The 21,782-nt window shown below is 72.6% G+C and carries 23 protein-coding genes and 1 pseudogene; 14 read left to right on the forward strand and 10 right to left on the reverse strand.

Going from position 1 to position 21,782, the window contains the following annotated elements:
• Nucleotides 1-233 precede the first annotated feature (233 nt).
• Nucleotides 234-977, forward strand: a complete 744-nt coding sequence (locus PV789_RS15210; protein WP_274973232.1) for a metallophosphoesterase — start codon at nt 234-236, stop codon at nt 975-977.
• Between the two features lie 9 nt (nt 978-986).
• Here the strand turns inward: PV789_RS15210 and PV789_RS15215 are convergent, their stop codons facing one another.
• Complete coding sequence (locus tag PV789_RS15215) at nt 987-2,423, reverse strand: NF041680 family putative transposase (RefSeq protein ID WP_274973233.1); 1,437 nt, start codon at nt 2,421-2,423, stop codon at nt 987-989.
• Nucleotides 2,424-2,749: 326 nt separating this feature from the next.
• Nucleotides 2,750-3,562 (reverse strand): thioesterase family protein, encoded by an 813-nt coding sequence (locus tag PV789_RS15220; protein WP_274973234.1) that lies wholly within the window; start codon nt 3,560-3,562, stop codon nt 2,750-2,752.
• Nucleotides 3,563-3,704: 142 nt separating this feature from the next.
• Here PV789_RS15220 and PV789_RS15225 point away from each other — a divergent pair, with 142 nt between their 5' ends.
• The 3 genes and pseudogenes from PV789_RS15225 (at nt 3,705) to PV789_RS15235 (ending at nt 5,623) form a co-directional block, all read left to right on the forward strand.
• Entirely contained in the window at nt 3,705-4,838 is a 1,134-nt protein-coding gene (locus PV789_RS15225) for an RNA-guided endonuclease InsQ/TnpB family protein (protein WP_274973235.1), read from the forward strand.
• Nucleotides 4,839-5,008: 170 nt separating this feature from the next.
• Nucleotides 5,009-5,158, forward strand: a pseudogene (locus PV789_RS15230) (MerR family DNA-binding protein); the annotation flags it as partial.
• Between the two features lie 30 nt (nt 5,159-5,188).
• The gene (locus tag PV789_RS15235) at nt 5,189-5,623 is read left to right on the forward strand and encodes a TipAS antibiotic-recognition domain-containing protein (RefSeq protein WP_274978149.1); all 435 of its coding nucleotides are present in this window, start codon (nt 5,189-5,191) and stop codon (nt 5,621-5,623) included.
• 112 nt (nt 5,624-5,735) lie between these two features.
• Here PV789_RS15235 and PV789_RS15240 read toward each other — a convergent pair whose 3' ends face one another.
• Entirely contained in the window at nt 5,736-6,272 is a 537-nt protein-coding gene (locus tag PV789_RS15240; protein WP_274978150.1) for a hypothetical protein, read from the reverse strand.
• Nucleotides 6,273-6,646: 374 nt separating this feature from the next.
• On the opposite strand from PV789_RS15240, the gene PV789_RS15245 reads away from it, so the two are divergent.
• Entirely contained in the window at nt 6,647-7,177 is a 531-nt protein-coding gene (locus PV789_RS15245; RefSeq protein WP_274973236.1) for an NUDIX hydrolase, read from the forward strand.
• A 216-nt stretch (nt 7,178-7,393) separates the two neighbouring features.
• On the opposite strand, the gene PV789_RS15250 is transcribed toward PV789_RS15245, so the two are convergent.
• Nucleotides 7,394-7,567 carry a glycine zipper domain-containing protein gene (locus tag PV789_RS15250; protein WP_274973237.1) on the reverse strand — a complete coding sequence of 58 codons (174 nt, stop codon included), beginning with the start codon at nt 7,565-7,567 and terminating at the stop codon, nt 7,394-7,396.
• A 423-nt stretch (nt 7,568-7,990) separates the two neighbouring features.
• On the opposite strand from PV789_RS15250, the gene PV789_RS15255 reads away from it, so the two are divergent.
• Entirely contained in the window at nt 7,991-9,676 is a 1,686-nt protein-coding gene (locus tag PV789_RS15255; RefSeq protein ID WP_274973238.1) for an ABC-F family ATP-binding cassette domain-containing protein, read from the forward strand.
• A gap of 85 nt (nt 9,677-9,761) precedes the next feature.
• Here PV789_RS15255 and PV789_RS15260 read toward each other — a convergent pair whose 3' ends face one another.
• On the reverse strand, nt 9,762-10,007 hold the full coding sequence (locus tag PV789_RS15260) for a DUF397 domain-containing protein (RefSeq protein WP_274973239.1): 246 nt from the start codon (nt 10,005-10,007) through the stop codon (nt 9,762-9,764).
• Nucleotides 10,004-10,264 (reverse strand): Scr1 family TA system antitoxin-like transcriptional regulator, encoded by a 261-nt coding sequence (locus tag PV789_RS15265; RefSeq protein ID WP_274973240.1) that lies wholly within the window; start codon nt 10,262-10,264, stop codon nt 10,004-10,006. The genes PV789_RS15260 and PV789_RS15265 overlap by 4 nt, the downstream gene beginning before the upstream one ends.
• On the opposite strand from PV789_RS15265, the gene PV789_RS15270 reads away from it, so the two are divergent.
• The gene (locus PV789_RS15270; RefSeq protein ID WP_274973241.1) at nt 10,250-10,492 is read left to right on the forward strand and encodes a hypothetical protein; all 243 of its coding nucleotides are present in this window, start codon (nt 10,250-10,252) and stop codon (nt 10,490-10,492) included. The two genes, PV789_RS15265 and PV789_RS15270, sit on opposite strands and share 15 nt — an antisense overlap.
• 159 nt (nt 10,493-10,651) lie before the next feature.
• The gene (locus PV789_RS15275) at nt 10,652-11,209 is read left to right on the forward strand and encodes a hypothetical protein (RefSeq protein ID WP_274973242.1); all 558 of its coding nucleotides are present in this window, start codon (nt 10,652-10,654) and stop codon (nt 11,207-11,209) included.
• 129 nt (nt 11,210-11,338) lie between these two features.
• Here PV789_RS15275 and PV789_RS15280 read toward each other — a convergent pair whose 3' ends face one another.
• On the reverse strand, nt 11,339-11,749 hold the full coding sequence (locus PV789_RS15280) for a DUF2000 domain-containing protein (protein ID WP_274973243.1): 411 nt from the start codon (nt 11,747-11,749) through the stop codon (nt 11,339-11,341).
• A 107-nt stretch (nt 11,750-11,856) separates the two neighbouring features.
• Between PV789_RS15280 and PV789_RS15285 the strand changes: the two genes are divergently transcribed.
• A complete protein-coding gene (locus PV789_RS15285; protein ID WP_274973244.1) occupies nt 11,857-12,321 on the forward strand; it encodes an Lrp/AsnC family transcriptional regulator in 465 nt (154 codons plus the stop codon).
• Between the two features lie 76 nt (nt 12,322-12,397).
• Nucleotides 12,398-12,577 carry a glycine zipper domain-containing protein gene (locus PV789_RS15290; protein ID WP_274973245.1) on the forward strand — a complete coding sequence of 60 codons (180 nt, stop codon included), beginning with the start codon at nt 12,398-12,400 and terminating at the stop codon, nt 12,575-12,577.
• Nucleotides 12,578-12,661: 84 nt separating this feature from the next.
• On the opposite strand, the gene PV789_RS15295 is transcribed toward PV789_RS15290, so the two are convergent.
• The gene (locus PV789_RS15295) at nt 12,662-13,324 is read right to left on the reverse strand and encodes a hypothetical protein (RefSeq protein ID WP_274973246.1); all 663 of its coding nucleotides are present in this window, start codon (nt 13,322-13,324) and stop codon (nt 12,662-12,664) included.
• 229 nt (nt 13,325-13,553) lie between these two features.
• Between PV789_RS15295 and PV789_RS15300 the strand changes: the two genes are divergently transcribed.
• On the forward strand, nt 13,554-14,561 hold the full coding sequence (locus tag PV789_RS15300) for a MerR family transcriptional regulator (protein ID WP_274973247.1): 1,008 nt from the start codon (nt 13,554-13,556) through the stop codon (nt 14,559-14,561).
• Nucleotides 14,562-14,601: 40 nt separating this feature from the next.
• On the opposite strand, the gene PV789_RS15305 is transcribed toward PV789_RS15300, so the two are convergent.
• Both PV789_RS15305 and PV789_RS15310 read right to left on the reverse strand, forming a co-directional pair.
• The gene (locus PV789_RS15305; RefSeq protein ID WP_274973248.1) at nt 14,602-15,204 is read right to left on the reverse strand and encodes an SDR family NAD(P)-dependent oxidoreductase; all 603 of its coding nucleotides are present in this window, start codon (nt 15,202-15,204) and stop codon (nt 14,602-14,604) included.
• A gap of 367 nt (nt 15,205-15,571) precedes the next feature.
• A complete protein-coding gene (locus PV789_RS15310; protein ID WP_274973249.1) occupies nt 15,572-16,441 on the reverse strand; it encodes an NmrA family NAD(P)-binding protein in 870 nt (289 codons plus the stop codon).
• 405 nt (nt 16,442-16,846) lie between these two features.
• Here PV789_RS15310 and PV789_RS15315 point away from each other — a divergent pair, with 405 nt between their 5' ends.
• Genes PV789_RS15315 through PV789_RS15325 form a run of 3 tightly spaced genes read left to right on the forward strand, consistent with a single transcriptional unit; the run spans nt 16,847 to nt 21,773 of the window.
• Nucleotides 16,847-18,232 carry an MFS transporter gene (locus tag PV789_RS15315; protein WP_274973250.1) on the forward strand — a complete coding sequence of 462 codons (1,386 nt, stop codon included), beginning with the start codon at nt 16,847-16,849 and terminating at the stop codon, nt 18,230-18,232.
• Nucleotides 18,229-20,325, forward strand: coding sequence for a molybdopterin oxidoreductase family protein (locus PV789_RS15320; RefSeq protein ID WP_274973251.1), 2,097 nt, complete (start codon nt 18,229-18,231; stop codon nt 20,323-20,325). Before PV789_RS15315 ends, PV789_RS15320 begins: the two co-directional genes overlap by 4 nt.
• Nucleotides 20,322-21,773 (forward strand): FAD-dependent oxidoreductase, encoded by a 1,452-nt coding sequence (locus tag PV789_RS15325; RefSeq protein ID WP_274973252.1) that lies wholly within the window; start codon nt 20,322-20,324, stop codon nt 21,771-21,773. Before PV789_RS15320 ends, PV789_RS15325 begins: the two co-directional genes overlap by 4 nt.
• The last annotated feature ends 9 nt before the right edge of the window (nt 21,774-21,782 follow it).

The following is a 21,782-nucleotide window of genomic DNA, read 5'->3' on the forward strand; positions in this document are numbered from 1 at the left end:
CGGGCTCCACCCGGGCCGCGGCCGCCGAACGCGGGCGGGGAACCACCCTGTCCCGCTCGCGGCGCGCGCAATAGCCTCGTTTCACCCGACGGGAAACGGCCGGTCAACGGCCTGGGGCGGGCACGGGGCGGAAGCCGGGGGTTCCCGGCCGCACGGGTTCCGTGCGCCCTCCCAGCGGCAGGTCCGCGCGGTCCCGGAGGGCGCAACGCACCCGCGACCGACGAAGGACGGCCATGACGCTCCTGCTCGCCCACATCAGCGACCTGCACCTGGACGGGACCGACCGCACCACCGGGCGCGCCGCCCGGACCGCGGAGTACCTGCGCGGCCTGGCCCAGGAGCCGGACGCGCTCCTGGTCACCGGTGACATCGCCGACCACGCCACCGCCGAGGAGTACCGCGAGGCGGCCCGGCTGCTGGACCTGCCCTTCCCGGTGCTGGTCTGCCCCGGCAACCACGACGACCGCGGGCGGATGCGCGCGTCGCTGCTGGGTCAGGAGCCGTCCGAGGAGCCGTTCAACCAGGTGCACGAGGTGGGGGGCGCGGCGGTGCTGACCTGCGACTCGACGGTTCCGGGCGAGGACGGCGGCCACCTGGACACGGCCACCCTGGTGTGGATCAACGAGACGCTGAGCGCCCTGCCCGACGACCAGCCCGCCCTGCTGGCCCTGCACCACCCGCCCGTGCGGGTCCACCACCCGCTGCCCGACTCCATGCGGCTGGACAACGCCGACGACCTGTCCGGGCTGCTGCGGGCCCACCCGCGGGTGGCGGGGATCCTGGTCGGGCACGCCCACACCGGCGGGGCGACCACCTTCGCCGGGCGGCCCCTGCTGCTGGCGCCCGGCGTGACGTGGACGCTGCGCATGCCCTGGGAGGGCGAGCCCGCGGCCAACCGCGACCAGCCCCCGGGGGTGGCCTTCCACATCCTGGACGAGGACCGGCGCCTGACCACGCATTTCCGCGCCGTGGTCTGAGCTTGTTCTTTAACCTGCGCGGTTCCTGTGCTGTGCGAGGGTGAGGTCGCGTTTGACGGTTTTGCCGACGTCGTAGCGGGACGCCGGGCGGCGGTTCTTCGAACCGGGCGGTCGTCCGGGACCGGGCCAGGAGGGTTTCGGTGCCCTGGCCGGACGCGCCGCCTTCACCCGCAGGTGGCGAAACCCCCGCCGGACCCGGGCGGGGGTGAGTCGGCCCGGCTCAGCGGGCCGCTCCCAGGGACGGCGCAGATCCTCGGCCAGCGGGCGGGCCAGACGCAGCTGGGTGTGCGCGGCGATGACCAGCCAGGTCCACCGGTCGGCCGCCTCGCAGGAGCGCACCCTCGGGCAGGTCCAACCCAGGGTCTGCTTGAACAGGCGGAAGGTGTGCTCCAGATCGAAGCGGCGCAGGAACGCCTGCCACAGCACATCGACCAGCTCGCCGCTGGCTCCGGTGACCGATGACCACAGCCACACCGGCTTGGGGTCCCGGTCGCCGGGCAGGTGCTCGACCTCCAGGCGCACCAGGGTCCCCTCAACGACGGGCAGGTTTCCGTCGTGGTCCAGCCAGGGGCCGCGGTGGGTAAGCCGGGGGTGCAGCCGGTCCCACGCCCGGGCGTGGGCGGTGCCGTAGCGGGTGGTTTCAGTCACGGTGGCCTGGTCGGGGGCGTGCCAGCTGTCCGGCTCGGCCAGGGTGAATACCCCGCCGTGCTTGCGCGGGCGCCCGATGGTGCCTGGGGGCCGGGGCGGTGCGGGTCGCAGCATGACGCGGTCGGAGCGGATGCGGCCCACCAGTTCCACGGGCAGGTCGGCCAGGACGAAGGCCAGACGGCACACGTCGTAGCCGGAGTCCATGACGATCAGGATGTCGGCCTCGCCTTGGCGCCAGTGCCCGGCGGCGATGAGGCGGGTGACGACCTCGCGCAGCTGGGCCGCAGTGACGGCGGTGGCGTCGTCGGCCGGGCCCAGACGGACCGCGTCCAACAGGGCGGTCCACGAGGTGCGGCCGGTCTCCAGGGCGGCGACGAAGGAGTAGGGCCAGCCGGGGATGAACTGCGAGGTGTTCTTGGAGCGGCCGTAGACGTGGCAGAACAGCCGGTCGGGGCTGCACGGTGCGTCGGGACGCAGCCAGGGCGAGACGTCCACGGCGAGAACGATCCGGCCGTCGGCCGCCCGGGGCAGGGGTAGTTCGGCCAGCGAGCGCCGCAACCTGCCAGTGTCCACCTGGCCGTGGTTCAGCGCGTCATACATCGCGCCGTGTCCGCGCCGGTGCTCGGCCACCAGTGTCAGATCGACCAGCGAGCTTACCGGCCCGTCGGAGCACAGCATCGCGTCGCACAGCTCGAACAACGTGTCTGCCCGGCGGGGCAGACAGTCGTGGAACTCGCTTCGAAACCAGGACAATGTGGGCAACGCCTCGACGCCGACGGCGTCATCCATCAGACTCATCACAGCGGCCGTTCCTCGGTACTTCGTGACTCGACATCTCGAAGCGTGAGGGATGGCCGCCACTGTTGTCCGGGGAACGGCGAACCCCGACAAGAAACGATCTTGCCGGGGTTAAAGAACAAGCTGAGTTCGGGCGGGGGAGCGGCGGGGACCGGTCCACGTCCTGAACCGGGCGGGTCGGTCCCTCGGGCGGTGACGGGAGCAGCCGTCGGCTGGCCCGGTCCGGGCAGGAGGGCCGGCGGCTCCGTGTCCGGGCGGGGGAGCGTTCTCGGCGCGGCGCGGGTGGGCCCGCGCCGAGAGCCTCACCGCGCCAGGGGGAGCTCCGATCAGAGGAGCATGGCCAACTGGCGGCACTGGGCGACCAGCGTGCCCGTGGCGTCCCAGATCTCCATGTCCTCCTCGTGCAGGCCGCCGGAGACGTGCTTGGTGAACACCCGGCAGGCCAGCCACCCCGGGGCGGGCCTGGCGCGCACGTGCACGCTCAGCTCGACGGTGATCGTCGCGAACTCGCCGATCTCCAGAACCGCCGGAGGAGCGAAGTCCACCATCGAGGCCAGCGCGTGGGTGTCGGGTTCGCGCCCGTCGGCGAAGCGCATCCAGAACTCGGCGTACGGGCGGCCGTCCTTCCTGCCGTCCAGCCAGCCCGGCCGCCCGGGGTAGCGGTAGTCGACGCTGCGCGCGATGCCCAGACCCTCGGGGTTGTCGAACTCGGGCGGGACGGGGCAGTCCTCGGGGGCGGGCAGGCGCGGGGGCTCGTCCAGGGTCAGGACGCGGGCCGAGGGGTCGGGGGACAGGACGCCGTAGGTGGCGGTGGCGCGCAGGATCTCCTTGCCGCCCTGCTCCAGGCGGACCTGGCCGGTGGCGGTGCGGCGCCCCTCGCGCACCACCTCGGTGCGCGCGGTGGCCGCGCCGGGGGCGGCGGGGCGCAGGAAGAACGCCGAGACGGCCAGGGGGTCGGGCTGGCTCAGGTTCTGGCGCAGCGCGTTGAGGGCGGCGCCCAGGACGTAGCCCCCGTTGGGGTGGGAGGTGAAGGTGGTCCAGGCGTCGGTGAGGGTGGTGGCGAACTCGCCGTCGGCCAGCTTCTCGACGCGGGTGTCCCGGTCGAACCGGAAGTCCTCGATGGTGCGGTCAGGGCTCATGCCCCCAGATGTTACCGGCGAGTAAGGCCCGGTGGTGGACACGGGGCGCCCCTGGTGACGGACCCGGACTGCTTAGATCCGAACTTCCTGTGTGTCCTTACCCGGTCACGTTCTGTCGTAGCCCGTCTCTACTGTCAGGGGTATGCGGTTGCGGTACTCCTTTCGCGTGTACCCGGACGCCGACCAACGGGGTGCGTTGGCCAGGGCGTTCGGGTGTGTCCGTGTGGTCTACAACGATGCCCTCCGGGCCCGTGAGACCGCGCACGCGAACGGAGAGGCTTTCCCAACCGCCGGTGAGCTGTCCACACGGTTGATCGCACAGGCAAAGAAGACCGAGGAGCGGTCTTGGTTGGGTGAGGTGTCGTCGGTGGTGCTCCAACAGTCGTTGCGCGACCTGGACGCCGCCTACCGCAACTTTTTCGACGGACTCCAAGGCAAGCGCCCCGGGGTGGGGCCGCCCCGGTTCAAGTCCCGCAAGGACAGTCGCCAGTCGGTCCGCTTCACCGCCAACGCCCGGTGGAAGATCACCGAGGCGGGCAAACTGTCCCTGCCCAAGGTGGGTGAGGTGAAGGTCAAGTGGTCCAGGGCTCTGCCCTCCACCCCGTCCACGGTGATCGTGATCAAGGACGCCGCGGGCCGGTACTTCGCCTCGTTCGTCGTGGAGACCGACGACCAGCCCCTGCCCGAAACCCCGGCTGATGTGGGGATCGATCTGGGGTTGGGGCACTTCGCGGTACTCTCCGACGGCACCAAGGTCGCCAACCCCCGGTTTCTGCGCCGGGCTGAGAAGAAGCTGAAGAAGACCCAGCGGGCCCTGTCCCGCAAACAGAAGGGGTCGAACAACCGGGCCAAGACGCGGGTCAAGGTCGCCCGCGCGCACGCGAAGGTCACCGACGCGCGTCGTGAGTTCCACCACCGGCTCTCCACCCGTATCGTCCGCGAGAACCAAGCGGTGTACGTGGAGGACCTGTGTGTGAAGGGGCTCGGGCGCGCCCGGTTGGCCAAGAGCGTGCACGACGCGGGCTGGTCGGCGTTCGTGGCCATGCTGGAGTACAAGGCCGCCCGGTACGGGCGCACCTTCGCCAGGGTGGGCCGGTTCCTGCCCTCCTCGCAGACCTGCTCGGTCTGCTATGTCATCGACGGACCCAAGCCCCTGCACGTGCGTACATGGACGTGCGGGGGTTGTGGGGCCGTTCACGACCGGGATGTGAACGCGTCCCGGGTCGTGCTCGCCGCTGGACGGAAACTCGCACGAGAGCGGGAAGCGGAGAGCTGAAACGCCTGCGGAGGCTGGGTAAGACCACCATCTTCGGGTGGGGCTCCGGCCAGCGAAACAGGAACCAGCGGACGCCGTGAGGCGCATCGCGCCCGCAGCCGCGAGGTTGTGGGAATCCTCAGGGTTCACCCCGAGGAGGACGTCAAAGCGACGGGGACCTCGAACGGCTCCGGCGGATCCTGACCTACCGGGAACTGGGCTTCGGCCTGGACCGGATCGCCGCCCTGCTCGACGACCCCGCCGCCGACGCCCGCGCCCACCTGGCCCGTCAGCACCGGCTGGTGACCGAACGCATCGAACGCCTGCGCACGATGGCGCGCGGCATCGAACGCCTGATGGAGGCCGACACCATGCAACTCGACCTGACCCCCGCCGAACGCCTCGAACTCTTCGGCGACTTCGACGTGGACGCCCACTCCGAGGAGGCCCGCCGGCGCTGGGGCGGCACCGAGGCCTACGCCCGGTCCCAGCGCAGGGTCGGCTCCTACACCAAGGCCGACTGGGAGCGGCTCAACGCCGAGGGCGAGGAGATCTACCTGGCCCTGGCCGCGGCCATGAACGACGGGCAGGCGCCCGACAGCCCCGCCGTGATGGACCTGGCCGAGCGGCACCGCGCCCACATCACCCGCTGGTTCTACGACTGCACCACCTGCGTCCACCGGGGACTGGGACGGCTGTACGCGGACGACGAGCGCTTCACCGCCACCGTCGACGCCCACGCCGAGGGGCTGAGCGTGTACCTGCGCGAGGCCTTCGCCGCCAACGCCGCGCGTCAGGAGGCGTGAAACGGCGGAGGCCGGTGACCGGGCACCCGGTCACCGGCCTCCGCCGGACGAGCATGCGAGAGCGGGGTCCGCACGCTCCCCTGTCTGTCTAGGTCTGTCTAGGAACGGTCCGTTACCAGAGCTGGTCCACGATGATCTCGGCGTCGTCGACCTGGTGCTGGTACCGGTCGGGGTAGGCCGAGCGCTGCACGTCCTGGGCGGCCTCGCCCAGCGGGGTGTCGTCCCAGCTGCCCTCGGGGTAGACGCGCTCGAGCTCGTCGAAGAAGGCGTTGGTGGCCCAGGTGGGGTCGAGGCGGTCCTCCTGCGAGCCGTAGTGGTCGCGCTGCTGGAACAGGCCGACGCTGTCGCGGTCGCCCCAGTCGAGGTTGTCCAGGTGGGTCTCGACGATGGAGGTGGCCACCGCCATGGCGGCGGCTTCCTCGCCCAGGTCGCGGTCCTTGGCCGCGTCGACCATCGCGCGGGCGTTCTCGACGTGCTCCTCGGTCATGTGACCGGCCATGTCGTCGTTCAGCTTGTCGTTGAGGGTGTCGGCGATCTCCTTGGCGGAGGCCGTGTCCGCGGCTGCGGCGCCCGGTCCGGCCAGAAGCAGCCCGCCGGTGATGAGCAGGCTGGAGGTCGCGGTAAACGTCAGCTTGGGTATCGATCGCATAAAGTTCACCCGTGCAACGTATGCGCTGGTCAGGGCTTTGGAAAGTGTTTGAAACCACTTGGGGTGAGTGGGAAAGGCAACACCAAGTCCGGGCAACCCCCCGGTCAGGCGGCGTGGGCCCGTTTCCGTGCCTCGCCGGCACCCCGCCACGGGCCTGACCAGCGCGAACGTGACCGTGCCAACAGTGGGGCCCGAGCCCGGGCACACCCGGACCACACCGGCCGCCGAAGGCATGAGGCCCGCGTGGCCCGACTCCCACACGCGCGCACCTGTCTCCGGCGGGCCCGCTCACGGTCGCCCCGACGGCCACACGCGCACGCGCGCGAACGTGGGAGTCTGGTGGTTCCGCTTCCCGCCAACGGAAAGGGCCGCCCGTGCGCTGGACCGTTCACTCCGAGAAGCCCCTGTACACCGATCCGTGGATCGACGTGCGGGCCGCCGACGTCGAACTGCCCGACGGGCACCGGTTCGACCACCGGGTCGTCCGCCGACCGCCCGGGGCGGGTGCCGTGGTGCTCGACGGGCGGGGCAGGGCCCTGCTGCTGTGGCGGCACCGGTTCATCACCGACACCTGGGGCTACGAGATCCCCATGGGCGGCGTGCACCCGGGGGAGAGCCCCGAACGGGCGGCCGCGCGCGAGGTGCTGGAGGAGACCGGGTGGCGGACGGGGCCGCTGCGCCCGCTGGTCTACGTCCAGCCCTCCAGCGGGCTGACCGACAGCGAGCACCACGTCTTCGTCGCCGACACGGCGGAGAGGGTCGGCGAACCCCAGGACGCCTGGGAGGCCGAGTGCGTGGAGTGGGTGGCGCTGGACCGGGTACCCGAACTGGTCAGGCGACGCCAGCTGGTGAGCGGCACCTCCATGAACGCGCTGCTGTACCTGTACGCCACCGGCGGGGAGTGAGGGGGCGCACCGGCGGCGCCCCCGCGCGCCGCGCCGGGTACGGCCTTCGCGGAACCGCGGGGAAGCGCGGTCCGTGGCCGCACCCCCTCATCGTTTCGCTCCCGTACTTGTCAGTGCTGTGCCGTCACCGGGACGCCATCGGCGTCCGATTCTCCCGAAGTCGCGCGAAGCCGAGAAGCGACCTCGGGACGGGCCGGGCGAGGGAGCCTTCCGGGTTCAGCCGCTCGAACGCTTCGAGCCGAGCGCCCCGCCCGTCGCTCCGACCGCGGCTCCCAGCAGCGCTCCGAACACGATCCCCAGCGCCAGGTTGTCGAAGACCGTGCCCAGGACGATGCCAAGGGCAAGACCGATCGCGACCCCTGTGCCCGATGCGCGATGTTCGCCGTTCACAGATGAAACCTCCTTTTTGTTTGTCTTTAGACGCTTTGCCCGCCTTTGGCGTTCCAGGAAGGCCAACGCGCGAGGCGAAGAGGAAGGGGGAGCCCGGCCCGGGGCCGGGGGTGGGTCCTGGGCGCCGCGCGTTCCGCACTGCCATGGCGGCTCCGACGGCCCTGCCCGTGAGCACCATGTCAGGGGCACGGGACGGGCGGCCCGCGATAAATCCTTTCCGCCCACGCGGACCCGTTTGTTACGGTTGCCGTATGCATCTGCCGCTGTACCTCTGATCCGAGCCCGAGCGCCCGCCCCGCCTCCACGCGGCCGCGGGCGCCCGACGTGAGCACCGACCCGCTTCCCGGGTCTTTTCCGTCAGCTCGAAGAGCTCCCGCACACCCCGCCGCCACCGCGCCGGGCGGAGCTCTGTTCGGAGGAACAGTGACCACCCTCAACCCCGAACTCGTGCTGCCCGCCGGTGAGCGGGCGCAACTGACCGCGAACGGCGTCCACATCGACCGCGGCGGCCGCACGGTCCTCTCCGGTGTCGACATGACCGTCACACCGCGATCCCGCTGGGGAGTCGTGGGCGAGAACGGCCGCGGCAAGTCCACGCTGCTGCACATCCTCGCCGGCGCGCTCGAACCCGACTCCGGGAGCGTGCGGCGCATCGGCACCCTCGGCGTCGCCGAACAGGAGATGCGGGCGACCGGCGGCCGTACCGTCGGGGACCTGATCGACGTCGAACTCGCCGACGCCCGCGCGGCCCTGGCCGCGCTCGACGCCAGCGCCGCGGGGCTGGCCGCGGGCGATCCCCTGGCCGCCGAGGAGTACGCCGCGGCCCTGAACGCCGCCGAGGTGCTGGACGCCTGGGACGCCGACCGGCGCGTCGACCTCGCCCTGGAGAACCTGGGCGCCGTCACCGACCGCTCCCGGCCGCTGGCGGAGCTGTCGGTGGGCCAGCGCTACCGCGTCCGGCTGGCCTGCCTGCTGGGCGCCTCGCACGACTTCCTGCTGCTGGACGAGCCCACGAACCACCTCGACGCCGCCGGGCTCGACTTCCTGGCCGCCCAACTGCGCGGGCACGGCAACGGCGTGGTGCTCGTCAGCCACGACCGAGCCCTGCTCTCGGACGTGGTCACGACGGTGCTCGACCTCGACCCGAGCCGCGACGGCGGGCCCCGCGTCTACGGCGGCGGGTTCGCCGGGTACCAGGAGGGGCGGTGCGCCGAACGCGAACGCTGGGCCGCCGAGTACGAACAGCAGCGGGCCGAGCACGCCCGACTCACCCAGGACCTGTCCGAGGCGCAGAACCGGCTGGTCAGCGGCTGGCGTCCGGACAAGGGCACCGGCAAGCACCGACGGGCGACCCGCGCGCCCGGGCTCGTGCGCTCCGTCCACCGTCGGCGCGACGACCTGGAGGCGCACGCGGTCACCATGCCGCCGCCCCCGCTGCGGTTCCGGATGCCGGAGCTGGCGGCACTGCCCGGCGTGACCCTGGTCAGGGCCGAGGAGGTCACCGTCGCGGGGAGGCTGGAGCAGCCGGTCACCCTGTCCCTCGACTCCGGTTCGCGGCTGGTGGTCACCGGGGCCAACGGGGCGGGCAAGTCGACGCTGCTGTCAGCGCTCGCCGGGCGGATCGGACCGACCGGCGGCGGTGTGCGCACCGCGCGCACCGCACGGGTGCGGCTGCTGACGCAGGAGTCGCCCCAGGCGGGGACGCGTCGTGCTCGGGAGGTTTTCAACGCCCACCTGGGACGCCTCGTGAGCGGGGGAGTCGTGCGGGAGAGCGAGACGGTCTCGCTGAGTTCTCTGGGGCTGCTCTCGTCGGCGGACGTGAACAAGCCGTTGCGTGAGCTGTCCATGGGGCAGCAGCGCAGGCTCGACCTGGCGCTCGCGCTGGCGTCCCGGCCGCATGTGCTGCTGTTGGACGAGCCGACGAACCACCTCTCGATCGCTCTCGTGGACGAGCTGACCGAGGCCCTCGGCGCCACCGGGGCGGCGGTGGTGCTCGCCACCCACGACCGCCAGCTCCAGCGCGACGTCGCCTCGTGGGACCGGCTGACGCTGGCCCCGGGGGCGTCCGCGTCCGATCTGGTCGGCCAGTCGGCCGCACACGGCGGCTGACCCCGCCGGGTGATGTGATGCGGAGGGTCCGGCGGGGTTTCGCCGGGCCCTTCACAGCAGATCGGCCGGGGGGTGAGGGCGTTGCCTACTGGTGGAAGTCGAACTCTCCGGAGCGGACGCCCTGGGTGAAGGCCTCCCATTCGGCGCGGGTGTAGATGATCGCGGCGCCGTCGGGGAAGTGGCTGTGGCGGACCGCGACCCGCCCCGAACCGTCGTTGAGGGGACCGGCCTCGACGCAGTTTCCACCCCGGTCAGCGCTGAAGCTGCTGATGTGCCAGGCGACACCTTCCAGCTCTTCGGAGGTGGGGTGCTGCGTCGTATTCTCGGTCACTTCAGTTCCTCGCTGAGCGTGGTGATGAACGCGGCCGATTCCTCGGCGCTGAGGGAGGCTTCCCACAGCTGATCGTACATTTCCATCATCGGCACAGAATCAGGGCTTTCGATGTAGAGGGCTCCTTGGGGTGTCTCCACGTAGGCGACTTCCGGGTAGGGACTCGCCATCCGGTAGATGTTGAAAGACCCGTTCGGGCTCGCGTGCGCTCCCGCTTCGAAGGCAAGCACACGGATATCAACATGCTCTCGCTCCATCTCGATCCGGCTCCTGCCTACCAGACCCCTGTCTCCGAGGACCGCCCGCGCGCGTTCTACGTCGACATGTGGGACGAGGACACCGACGAGCTCGTGCACGCCTACTTCGGCGTCTTCCACCCGACCGGCGGGGGACTGGCCCGCCCGATCGAGGGTTCGGGCATCCACTCCTTCGGCGACGTCGAACGCTTCGCTGGCCGGTTCGGCGGCGTCGTCACCTGGTGCTGATCCCGCTCTGAGGCAGGGGCCGCCCGAGCCCGCCAGGGGTTTGGACGGCCCCCGCCCGGTCGCCACCTGGTCTGAGCCGGGCCGGGTCAGGGACGGGGAAAGACGAGAGCAGGCAAAACCCGTAGCACGCGACGGCCGGACCGGGTTAGCGTGCGGGGCATGACACCCACCCGCGACGGCTGGCGCACCCCGGAACTGGCCGAGACGATGCGCCTCGTCCGCGCGGAGACCGACCGCGCCTGGGCCGAGGCGTGCGCGGAGTGGAACGCCGAGCCGGGCGGCGACGCCGAACGCGACCTGGCCGAACTCGTGCTCTCCGACCCCGGTCAGTTCACCTGGCGGGTGGTGGACGCGGCCATGGACCGCCTGGTGTGTCCCGAGTGCGGGCGGGCCCTGGGGTCGGGCGAGCTGGGCTGCGGGCCCTGCGACCTGGCCGACGGACACCGCTACCTGGCCCGGGAGCCCGACCGCCCGAACGTTCCCCCGGGCAACGAGCACGCGGTCCGGGTCGGCTCGGTGGTCGTGCGCCAGTGGTACCGCTACCCGGCCAGGGCGGTGTGCGGCTGGGAGCTGTCCCTGTCCGAGATCCACCGGGGTCTGCTGCCCACGGGAGCACAGGCGCGGGCGGCCAGGGCCCGGATCAACCGCCTCACCGAGCAACAGGTACGCACCGTGTCCTCCTACCGGGAGCTGGAGGAACTCGCCGGAGGCGTGTGACCGGCCCCGAAGTCCCCGCCCGTCCGACGCCGCCGGTTCCCCGGCCGCGAACGGCGCGTGCTCCTCCCCGCCGGGGCGGCGGGGCGCCGATCCCCCGATCCGCGCCCCGTCACACCACGACCACCTGCATCAGCGCATCAGCGCCAGCTTGCCGGTGAGCTTGTTGACGGCGTTGCGCGCCCCGAAGACGGCCACCCCCACGTACTCCACGTCCTGCGGTTCGGTGGCCGCGAGGGCGTCCAGGTACTCGACGTAGTCGCGGGAGCGGCGGGCCACCTCGTTGAAGCCCACCACCGTCAGGTCGCGCTCGTCGGCCCCGGCCTTGAGCTGGCGCAACTGCTCCGCCGAGGCCACCAGGGTCGGCACCGGGTGCGGGTTGAGCCCGGCGTGCAGTCCGCCGCCCGCGTCCTTGCCGTCGGCGGCCAGCGAGTTCTCCATCCGCCCGCCCAGCGCCAGGCCCAGCACCACCCCCGCGTTGGCGGCGAGCGCGGGCTCCAGGCCCCCGCGCAGCACGACGACGATCTTGGTGGACATCCCCATGGTTACCCCGTTCATATGTCTTGTGAACGGTGCAGAACCTAGTCATACGGTCGCACCCATGGTTGCGGGACCGAACACTATTCGACCGAGGGGCTACCGTGGGGGCCATGGATGAACTTGATTCGGCGATCGTGCGCGAACTCCAGCAGGACGCGCGGCAGACCAACCGCGCCCTCGCGCACAAGCTCGGCGTGGCGCCCTCCACCTGCCTGGAACGCGTGCGCCTGCTGCACCGGCGCGGGGTCATCCGGGGCTACCACGCCGACATCGACCCGGCCGCGCTCAACCGGGAGGTGGAGGCCTTCGTGTCGGTGCAGCTGCGCCCGCCCAGCCGCCAGGTCATCGAGGGCTTCAAGGGCGCGATGTTCGCCCTGCCCGAGGTGCTGGCGGTCTACGTCGTGGCGGGGGAGCAGGACTTCCTGGTGCACGTGTCCGTGCCCTCCCTGGACGCGCTGCACAGCTTCCTCATCGACCGGCTCACCCAGCGCCGCGAGGTGGCCAGCTTCCGCAGCCAGATCATCTACGACAGCGCCCGCAAGCACGTCGCTGCGGCCTTGGAGCCGCCGCAGTGAACAGGAGTCCCCTCGCGGGGAACCGTGGACGGCACCCCCGCGTCCAAGAACCGACACGCGGCTACAAAGGGGACACATGAACAAGGGCAGGGACAAGAACAACCACCTCGCACTGGGGCTGGCGCTCGGCGTCTGCTTCGGCACCTCCTTCGGCCTGCTCATGGACAACCTGGCGCTCGGTGTGGCGATGGGCCTGTCCATGGGCGTCGTCTTCGGTGTGGCCGCCGACAAGAAGACCACCGACAAGGGCGAATAGCCGTCGCCGGAGGCCGTGTGTCCGGTCCCGGTTCGGGCCTCCACGCCCCCGGCGGCGGTGATCCCCCGGCCGGTCGGACCTTCCTCACCCCTGGGCCGCGGAGTCCAGCAGCCAGTTGTAGCGCAGGCGCAGCGCGCGCTCCGCGCTGGCCGCCGCAGCGCCCAGACCGAGCGCGGTGTTGAGCCACACGGGCAGGTCAACGGGCGAGGTGAACGTCCCGAAGCGCTCGGCCACGGGCGGCAGCTCGAAGGCCACCTCGACGAGCTGGGGGACGAGCAGCGCAGCGGGCACGACGAGCAGGAGCAGCGAGAGGACCCCGATCCAGCGGCTCAGCACGGGGTGCTCGCGCTCCAGGCGCGCGCGGCGCCCCTCGCCGGAGCGCGGGTCCGGAACGAGCTGGTGCTCGCTCCCCTCGTCGGTGACGTAGTGGCAGCGCCGCAGGCCGAAGGCCGTCGCCGCCACCTCGATCACCCCGCCCCGCACGGGGAAGACGGCGGGGAGCCGGGCCTCGGCGTGGTGCCTGCCGTCGAGGTACAGGTCGGCCCTGCCCTTGCCGTCCTCCGAGAAGAACCGCTGCGTGTGGTTGACGTGGACGGCGTAGACCGTCCGCCGACCGTCGGCGTCGCCAAGCGCGAGGTAGAACAGGGCGCGGGAGGTCAGCTGCCACCAGCGGAAGGGCTTCAGAGCACGCCCGTTCCCCGGCCCGACCCGCCGCACGGCCCGACGCCGACGCCGTTCCTCGAACATCTCGGGCTCCCTGTCGCCTCGTGGATCGCCGTTCCCTGATTCGAACCTAGACCGGAGCAAGCCCGTGACGGAGTGTCATGGATCATGTGTTGCCTGTGCGGTCCGCACGGGTCGGGCATGACAGATGTCATGCGGCGGGGGAGCGCGACCGCGTCGGCCCGCGCCCCGTACGAACCCGTGCGTCCACCGGCTTGCATCTCAAGCTGCTTGAGGTACCACAGTGGCTCCCATGCACGACCACGAGCTGTACCCCATCGGAGACGCCGCGCGCCGCAGCGGCCTGAGCGTCAGCGCCGTCCGCTTCTACGCCGACGCCGGAGTCGTCGAGCCCGCGCGCCTGACCGACGCGGGCCACCGCCTCTACGACATCGACACCATCGCCCGCCTGGAACTCGTCCGCACCCTGCGCGAGTTGGACACCGACCTGGAGGAGATCCGCCGACTGCTCGCGGGCGGCACGACCCTGCACGACCTGCTCACCACCCACCTGGAGGTGGTCGAGCGCCAGGAGCGCACCCTGCGGGCCAGGAGAGCGGTGCTGCGGACCCTGATCAGGCAGGGCGCCACGACCGCGCGGGCCGACCTGATGCACAAGCTCGTCTCGATGACCGACGAGGAGCGCGAGCAGGTCATCGACGACTTCTGGAACGACGTCGGCGAGGGCTTGGACGTCCCCGAGGGCTTCGTCGACCGGCTGCGCGAGATGCGCCCGGTCCTGCCCGCGGACCCCACGGCCGCCCAACTGGAGGCGTGGATCGAACTGGCCGACCTGGTGCGGGACCCGGAGTTTTGCGAGGAGGTCCGCACCTACCTGCGCGACACCTACTCCACGGACGTGGGCCGGAGCATCGCCAGCCCGCGGTTCCAGGACTTCATGTACGGGAGCGGGACCGCGCTCATGAAGGAGGTCCTGGCCGCGCACCACGAAGGCGAGTCACCCCGCTCCCCCCGGACCCAGAAGGCCATCACGCGCTTCATGGAGGAGGCCGCGGGAGTGTCCGACACCCCGCTCACCCCCGAGGGCCGCGACCGGATGGCCGAGGCGTTCCGGCAGATCCCCGATATCGAGCGCCAGATCGCCGAGGAGGACGCCGCCTCCGAGGACCCCGTCTACGACGACACCCACGGCCGGTACCTGACCCTGGTGGCGGCGGTCAATGGGACTCCGCCAGAGGAGGACACTCTGCCCTACTCCTGGATCGCCGACGCCATGCGCGCCACGGCCCCCGGCTCCTGAGCACCGCACCGCCCCGGGCGCGGCGCCCGGGGCGGTGTCCTCACGCGTCGGCGTTCACGCGTATGCCGCGCGCCGCCAGGTCCAGCGCGGTGGACCTGGTGACCGCCTCCAGCGCCGCCTTGGACGTGCCGTAGCCGGTCTGGCCGGGAAAGGCCCGTGCGGCGTCGGTCGTGACGTTGACGACGCACAACGGCTCCCTTCCCCTGCGCAGCCGCGCCGCCTCGGCGATGAGGACGGCGGGGGCGATGGCGTTCACCCGGTAGTGGCGTTCCAGGGACGCGTGGGTCAGCGTGTCGACGGTGTCGGGCGTCTCGCAGTGGGCGGCGTTGTTGACCAGGACGTTGACCGGGCCCGCCCGGTCCGCGACCTCACGCGCCAGCCGGACCGCTCCGTCCGGCTCGGACAGGTCGGCGCTGACGGCGAAGGAGCCGTTGCCGAGTTCCTCCGCGAGCGCGGCCGCCGCCTCCGCCGCGGGAGTGATGTGCGCCCGGGCGGTACCCGCGGGCGAGGGCGGGTCCCGGTCGAGGTGGTGGATCGCCACGCGTGCCCCCTGGGCGGCGAAGGCGCGGCTGATCGCCGCACCGATGTTGCCGGATCCTCCGGTGACCAGGACGGTCTGGTCGGCCAGGCCGGTGTCGATCATGGTTTCTCCTCCGTGGTTGTTCCGTCGGCCGGACTCGTGGAAGGCGGGCGCGAGCGCCCGCCCCGCGAGCGGGAGGGCCGCGGACGGGAGGGGAGGCGCACCACGGACGAGGCGGCTGGGACGAACGGACGAGGCGGCGGGGACGATGCGCGCGAAACCGGGGGGTGCAGAAGGAGCACGGGCGTCCTGGGCTGGAGGAAGGGTTACACCCCACGGGGCCGTATGCCGCGCACATGGGGACCGGAACTCTCAGGAACGCATGTGGGCATCGTACACACACCGGTGTCCTCTCCACGAACCGTTGTGCACTGGACCGACCGCTCCGATGCGGGCCCGGCCCGACGGCGCCGTCACCGCGCCCACGGGGTCAGAGCAGGGGCCGCAGCTCGTCCTGGCACCAGGCGGCCAGGGTGGTCGGCGTCGTGGTCGCCGCGGTACGGGGCTGCTCTGGGGTGAAGCCCTCCCGCAACCCGGTGGACATGCCCATGACCGCCTCGACGGAGCCGGGCCCCAGACCCGCGCCCGCGAGCACCCCGCGCATGCGCTCGTCGGGAACACGTTCGGCGCGCACACGGCGCCCCGTCACCTCGGAGACCACGGCCGCGACCCGCTCCCAGCTCAGGTCGGCGGGGCCGTGCACGGCCCGCACGGTCCGGCCCGCCAGGTCGGGGTTGAGCAGCAGGCCCACCGCCGTGTCGGCGATGTCGCGCGGCGCCACCCACGGCATCGGACGGTCCACGGGCAACACCACCGAGACGGTGCCCGACCGGAGGGCGTCCAGTTCCATCAGCAGATTGGTGAAGAAGAAGCCGCACCGCAGGTGTGCCACGGTCGTTCCGGTCCCCTCCAGCAACTGCTCGGTGCGGGCCAGCCCGTCGATCTCCCCGGCCCCGCCGCGCTTCTCCGCGCCGACGCTGCTCTGGAAGACGACCCGGGGGACCCCGTTGGCGGTGACGGCGCGGGCGGCGTGCGCGCCCATCCGGGCGTGCTCGGCGACCGGGTCCTCGGCCGGGACCGGCGGGCTCACCCAGTACAGCGCGTCCACGCCCACGGTCGCGGCCAGGACCGCGTCCGGGTCGCGCTGGTCCACGGCCACCGGGTCGACCCAGTCGGCCAGCGCCGGGTCCAACCGGGCCGGATCGCGCAGCAGCACGCGCGGGCGCACGCCCGCGCGGACCAGGCCGCCCACCACGTGGCGGCCGACGTTGCCGGTGGGTGTGGTCACGGCGATACGCATGACGGACTCCTCGTGCTCGACACCAGTGCCCCCACGCTAGGGAGGAAAGCGGTCGGTTTCCGGCCACAACCCGCGCTTTCCGTTCCCTCGACGGCACGGATCTCCGATACCTTCCCAGGGCGGCGCCTGCCCACGGCGGTCCGCCGCACCCGGGAGCCCCGGCGCGGGAACGCCGACGGGCGGCCTCCGCCACCGGCGGTGATTCGCGCCACAACGGCCACCGGGGAGCCCGCCGCGCCGCGAACGCCCCCACCCCCTCCCACCAGGCGGGACAGGGCTTCTCACCGCGGCCGCGCCCTCCGGGTGAGCCGACTGTTTCCCGCGTGTTACGGCTGGACACCTCCAGGCAACGCGGGCTCCCTACCTTCGGTTTCGTCAGCAGCCGTCAAGCAGGAAGGCACGGCCGTGGCCTCTGAGACTGGCCCGCGCGCACCGCGCACCGGTAAGAGCTGGATCTCCGCCTGGGACCCCGAGGACGAAGGGTTCTGGAACGGCGGCGGACGACGCGTGGCCCGCCGCAACCTGTGGGCCTCCATCGCCTCCGAGCACATCGGCTTCTCGGTGTGGAGCATCTGGTCGGTACTCGTGCTCTTCATGATCCCCGAGCACGGCTTCTCCACCACCCCCGAGCAGAAGTTCCTGCTCCTGTCGGTGGTCACCCTGGTCGGCGCGATCCTGCGCGTGCCCTACACCCTGGCCGTACCCGCCTTCGGCGGACGCAACTGGACGGTCATCTCCACCCTGACCCTGGCCGTGCCCACCGTCGCCGCCTTCTTCCTGGTCCGCGACCCCGACACCCCCTTCTGGCTGCTGCTGGTCCTGGCCGCCACCGCGGGCGTGGGCGGCGGCAACTTCTCCTCCTCCATGGCCAACATCAACTCCTACTTCCCCGAACGGGAGAAGGGGTGGGCGCTGGGCCTGAACGCGGGCGGCGGCAACATCGGCGTGGCCACCGTGCAACTCGTGGGCCTGGCCGTCATCGCCCTGTTCACCACCTCCGCCGGGTACCTGGTCCCGCTGTTCTACGCGCCGCTGATCCTGCTGGCCGCCTGGTGGTCGTACCGGTCCATGAACAACCTGGTCCACGTGCGCAACGACGTCTCCGCGCAACTGTCGGCCGTCCGCGACCGCCACTTCTGGATCATGTCGCTGCTGTACGTGGGCACCTTCGGCTCCTTCATCGGCACCGGGTTCGCCTTCGGCCTGCTGCTGCAGTCCCAGTTCGGGCTGGCGCCCGTGCAGTCCGCCGCCATCGCCGTGCTCGGCCCGGTCATCGGCTCCCTGATCCGCCCCGTGGGCGGCAGAATGGCCGACTCCCTGGGCGGGGCCCGCGTCACCCTGTGGGTCTTCCTGGCCATGGCCGCCTGCGCCGCCGTCCTGGTGGTCTCCGTCCAGGCCGCCCAACTGGCCCTGTTCATCGGCGCGTTCGCGGTGATGTTCGTCCTCACCGGCCTGGGCAACGGCTCCACCTACAAGATGATCCCCTCGCTGTACGCCGCCCGCGCCGAGGACGCCATCGCCGCCGGGGAACCCCGGGAACAGGCCCTGGTCCGCACCAAGCGCGTGGCCTCCTCCGTGCTCGGCCTCATCGGCGCCGTCGGCGCCCTGGGCGGGGTGGGCGTCAACATCGCCTTCCGCGAGTCCTTCGCCGCCACCGGATCCACCGCCCCGGCCTTCGTCGTCTTCGGCGCCTTCTACCTGGCGTGCGCCGCCGTCACCTGGGCCGTCTACCTGCGCCGCCCCGCCGCCTCCCCGGCCGGCGCCGCCAGCGTGGAGAGCGCCAACCGATGACCACCACGCACTGCCCCTACTGCGCGCTCCAGTGCGCCATGCACCTGGAGCCCGGCCCCGACGGGCGCCTGGCCGCCCGCCCCGCGCCCTTTCCCACCAACCGCGGCGGACTGTGCCGCAAGGGGTGGACCTCCGCCGAGGTCGTCACCGTCCCCGACCGGCTCACCCGCCCCCTGGTGCGCAAGGACCGCGGCGCCGACCTGGTCGAGACCGACTGGGACACCGCCCTGGACCACGTCGCCGAACGCCTGCTGGCCCTGCGCGCCGAGTCCGGACCCGACACCGTCGCGGTCTTCGGCAGCGGCGGCCTGACCAACGAGAAGTCCTACACCCTGGGCAAGTTCGCCCGCCTGGCCCTTGGCACCTCCCAGATCGACTACAACGGCCGGTTCTGCATGTCCTCGGCCGCCGCCGGGGGCACACGGGCCTTCGGCCTGGACCGCGGGATGCCCTTCCCGCTGACCGACGTCGGCGAGGCCGAGGCCGTCCTGCTGGCCGGGGCCAACCCGGCCGAGACCATGCCGCCGATGATGGGCCACCTGTCCTCGCCCACCCTCATCGTCATCGACCCCCGCCGCTCGGCCACCGCCCAGGTCGCGCTCTCGGGCGGCGGCATCCATTTGGCCCCCCGCCCCGGCACCGACCTGGCCCTGGCCCTGGGGCTGCTGCACGCCGCCCGCGTCCAGGGCTGGTGCGACGAGGAGTACCTCGCCGAGCGCACCACCGGGTTCGAGTCCGCCTGGGAGCACGCCGCCGCCTGGTGGCCCGAGCGCACCGAACAGGTCACCGGCGTCCCGGCCGCCCGCATCCGCGCCGCCGCCGACCTTCTGGGCCGGGCCGCCCGCAACCGCTCCGCCTACGTCCTGACCGGACGCGGCGCCGAACAGCACGCCAAGGGCACCGACACCGTCTCGGCCTGGATCAACCTGGCCCTGGCGCTGGGCCTGCCCGGCCGCCGGGGCTCGGGGTACGGGTGCATCACCGGCCAGGGCAACGGCCAGGGCGGGCGCGAACACGGCCAGAAGGCCGACCAGCTCCCCGGCTACCGCAAAATCGACGACCCCGCCGCCCGCGCCCACGTGGCCGGGGTGTGGGGCGTGGACCCCGACACCCTGCCCGGCCCGGGCCGCTCGGCCTTCGAACTCCTCGACGCCCTGGGCAGCGGCGGCGGACCGCGCGCCATGCTGCTGTTCGGATCCAACCCCGTCGTCTCGGCCCCCGACACCGCGCGCGTGCGCGCCCGCCTGGCCTCCCTGGACCTGCTCGTGGCCGCCGACTTCGTGCTCTCCGAGACCGCCGCCATGGCCGACGTCGTGCTGCCCGTGGCCCAGTGGGCCGAGGAGAGCGGCACCATGACCAACCTGGAGGGGCGCGTCCTGCGCCGGGCCCGGGCCGCCGCCCCGCCCGAGGGGGTGCGCACCGACCTGGAGGTGCTCTCCGCGCTGGCGGTGCGCCTGGGCCAGCCCGCCGACCGCTTCCCCACCGACCCCGACGCCGTCCTGGCCGAACTGGGCCGGGCCTCGGACGGCGGAGCCGCCGACTACTCCGGCGTCACCCCCGAACGGCTGGCCTCGGGCGAGGCCCTGCACTGGCCCGTGCGCGCACAGGAGCCGCCCACGCCCCGCCTGTTCCTGGACGCCTTCGCCCACCCCGACGGGCGCGCCCGCCTCGTCCCGGTCGCCCACCGGCCGCCCGCCGAGGACACCGACGCCGACTACCCCCTCGTGGCGACCACCGGACGGCTGATGGGTCACTACCAGTCCGGCGCCCAGACCCGCCGCGTCAACGAACTGGACCGGGCCGAACCGGAGGCGTATGTGGAGGTGCACCCCGACACCGCCGCGCGCGCCGGTCTCGCCGCGGGCGACTGGGCCCGCGTCACCTCCCGGCGCGGCCACACGCGCGCCCGGGTGCGGCTGGCGCCCGCCGCCCGCCTGGACACGGTGTTCCTGCCCTTCCACTACGCGGGCGCCCAGTCCGCCAACAACCTGACGAACCCGGCGTTGGACCCCACCAGCCGCATGCCCGAGTTCAAGGTGAGCGCGGTGCGGCTGGAACCCGAGGACACGCACACACCAGGAGGCAGCAGTTGAGCACCGTGCAGGGCGCGTCCCCGCGCCAGATCGTGGTCGTGGGCAACGGGATGGTCGGTGCCCGCTTCGCCGAGGAGACCGCACGCCTGGACCCGACCGGAGAACGGGTCCACGTGAGCGTGGTCGGCACCGAGCACCACCCCGCCTACAACCGGGTCCTGCTCTCGGGCGTGGTCGCCGGGGACTACACCCCCGAACAGATCCGCCTGCCCGTCCCCGACACCCCTGGCGTCACCGTGCGCACCGGCGCCACCGCCACCGCCCTGGACACCGAGCGGCGCACCCTCACTCTGGACGACGGCAGCACACTGGGCTACGACGAACTCGTCCTGGCCACCGGAGCGCGCGCCTCCTTCCCCCCGGTCACCGGCGTGGCCGGGCCCGACGGTGCCCCCGGCGACGGGGTGACGGCCCTGCGCGACCTGGACGACTGCCAGAGGCTGCTCGCCCTGGCCCGCCCGGGCGCCCCCGTGGTGGTCCTGGGCGGGGGCGTGCTGGGCCTGGAGGCCGCCCGCGGCCTGGTCGGACGCGGCATGCGCGTGTCGGTGGTGGAGTCCTCGCCCTGGATCATGCGCCGCCAGATCGACCAGCCCGCCGCGCGCATCCTGGCCGAACGCTACGCCGCGCTGGGCGTGACCGTGCACTCCTGGCGGGTGGCCGCCCGCTGGGTTCCGGGCACCGGCCTGGAGCTGGACGACGGCCGAGTGCTGCCCGGCGACGCCCTGGTGGTCACCGCCGGGGTGCGAGGCAACATCGAACTGGCCAAGGACGCCGGGATCGAGGTCGAGCACGGCGTCATCGTGGACGACCGCCTGGCGACCTCCGACGCCCGCGTGCACGCCATCGGCGACTGCGCCCAGCACCCCGGCGGCGGCGCCGGACTCATCCAGCCCGGCTGGGAGCAGGCCGGCGTCCTGGCCCGGCGCCTGACCGGCGCCGCGCCGCACGCCCTCTACTCCGGAGCCAGGCCGCTGACCCGGCTCAAGGCGGAGGGGATCGAGCTGACCGCGTTCGGGCGGGTGCACGAGGAGGACGCCGACGACCTGGAGACGGTGACCATCAGCGACCCCTACGGCGGCCGCTACGCCAAGCTGTCCGTGCGTGAGGAGAAGGTGGTGGGCGCGGTGCTGCTGGGCTTCCCCGAGGCCGCCGCGACCCTGGCCCAGCTCTACGACACGGGCGCCCCGGTGCCCGCCGACCGCCTGGCGCTGCTCCAGGGGCTGCCGACCGCCGCCGCGGAGGAGGCCGACGGCGCGGCCGCCGACGCGCTGGTGTGCCGGTGCAACGCCGTCAGCCGCACCGAGATCGAACAGGCCTGGCTGGACGGGGCGCGCACCCGCGAGGCCATCGCCGACCGGACCCGGGCCACGACGGGTTGCGGGGGGTGCGTGCGGGACGTGCGTGCGCTGCTGTCGGGGATGCAGGGCCAGGCCACCGCCGGGGTCTGACCCCGGAGG

Source organism: Nocardiopsis camelliae, assembly GCF_028993595.1.
GTDB classification, from domain to species: domain Bacteria; phylum Actinomycetota; class Actinomycetes; order Streptosporangiales; family Streptosporangiaceae; genus Nocardiopsis; species Nocardiopsis dassonvillei.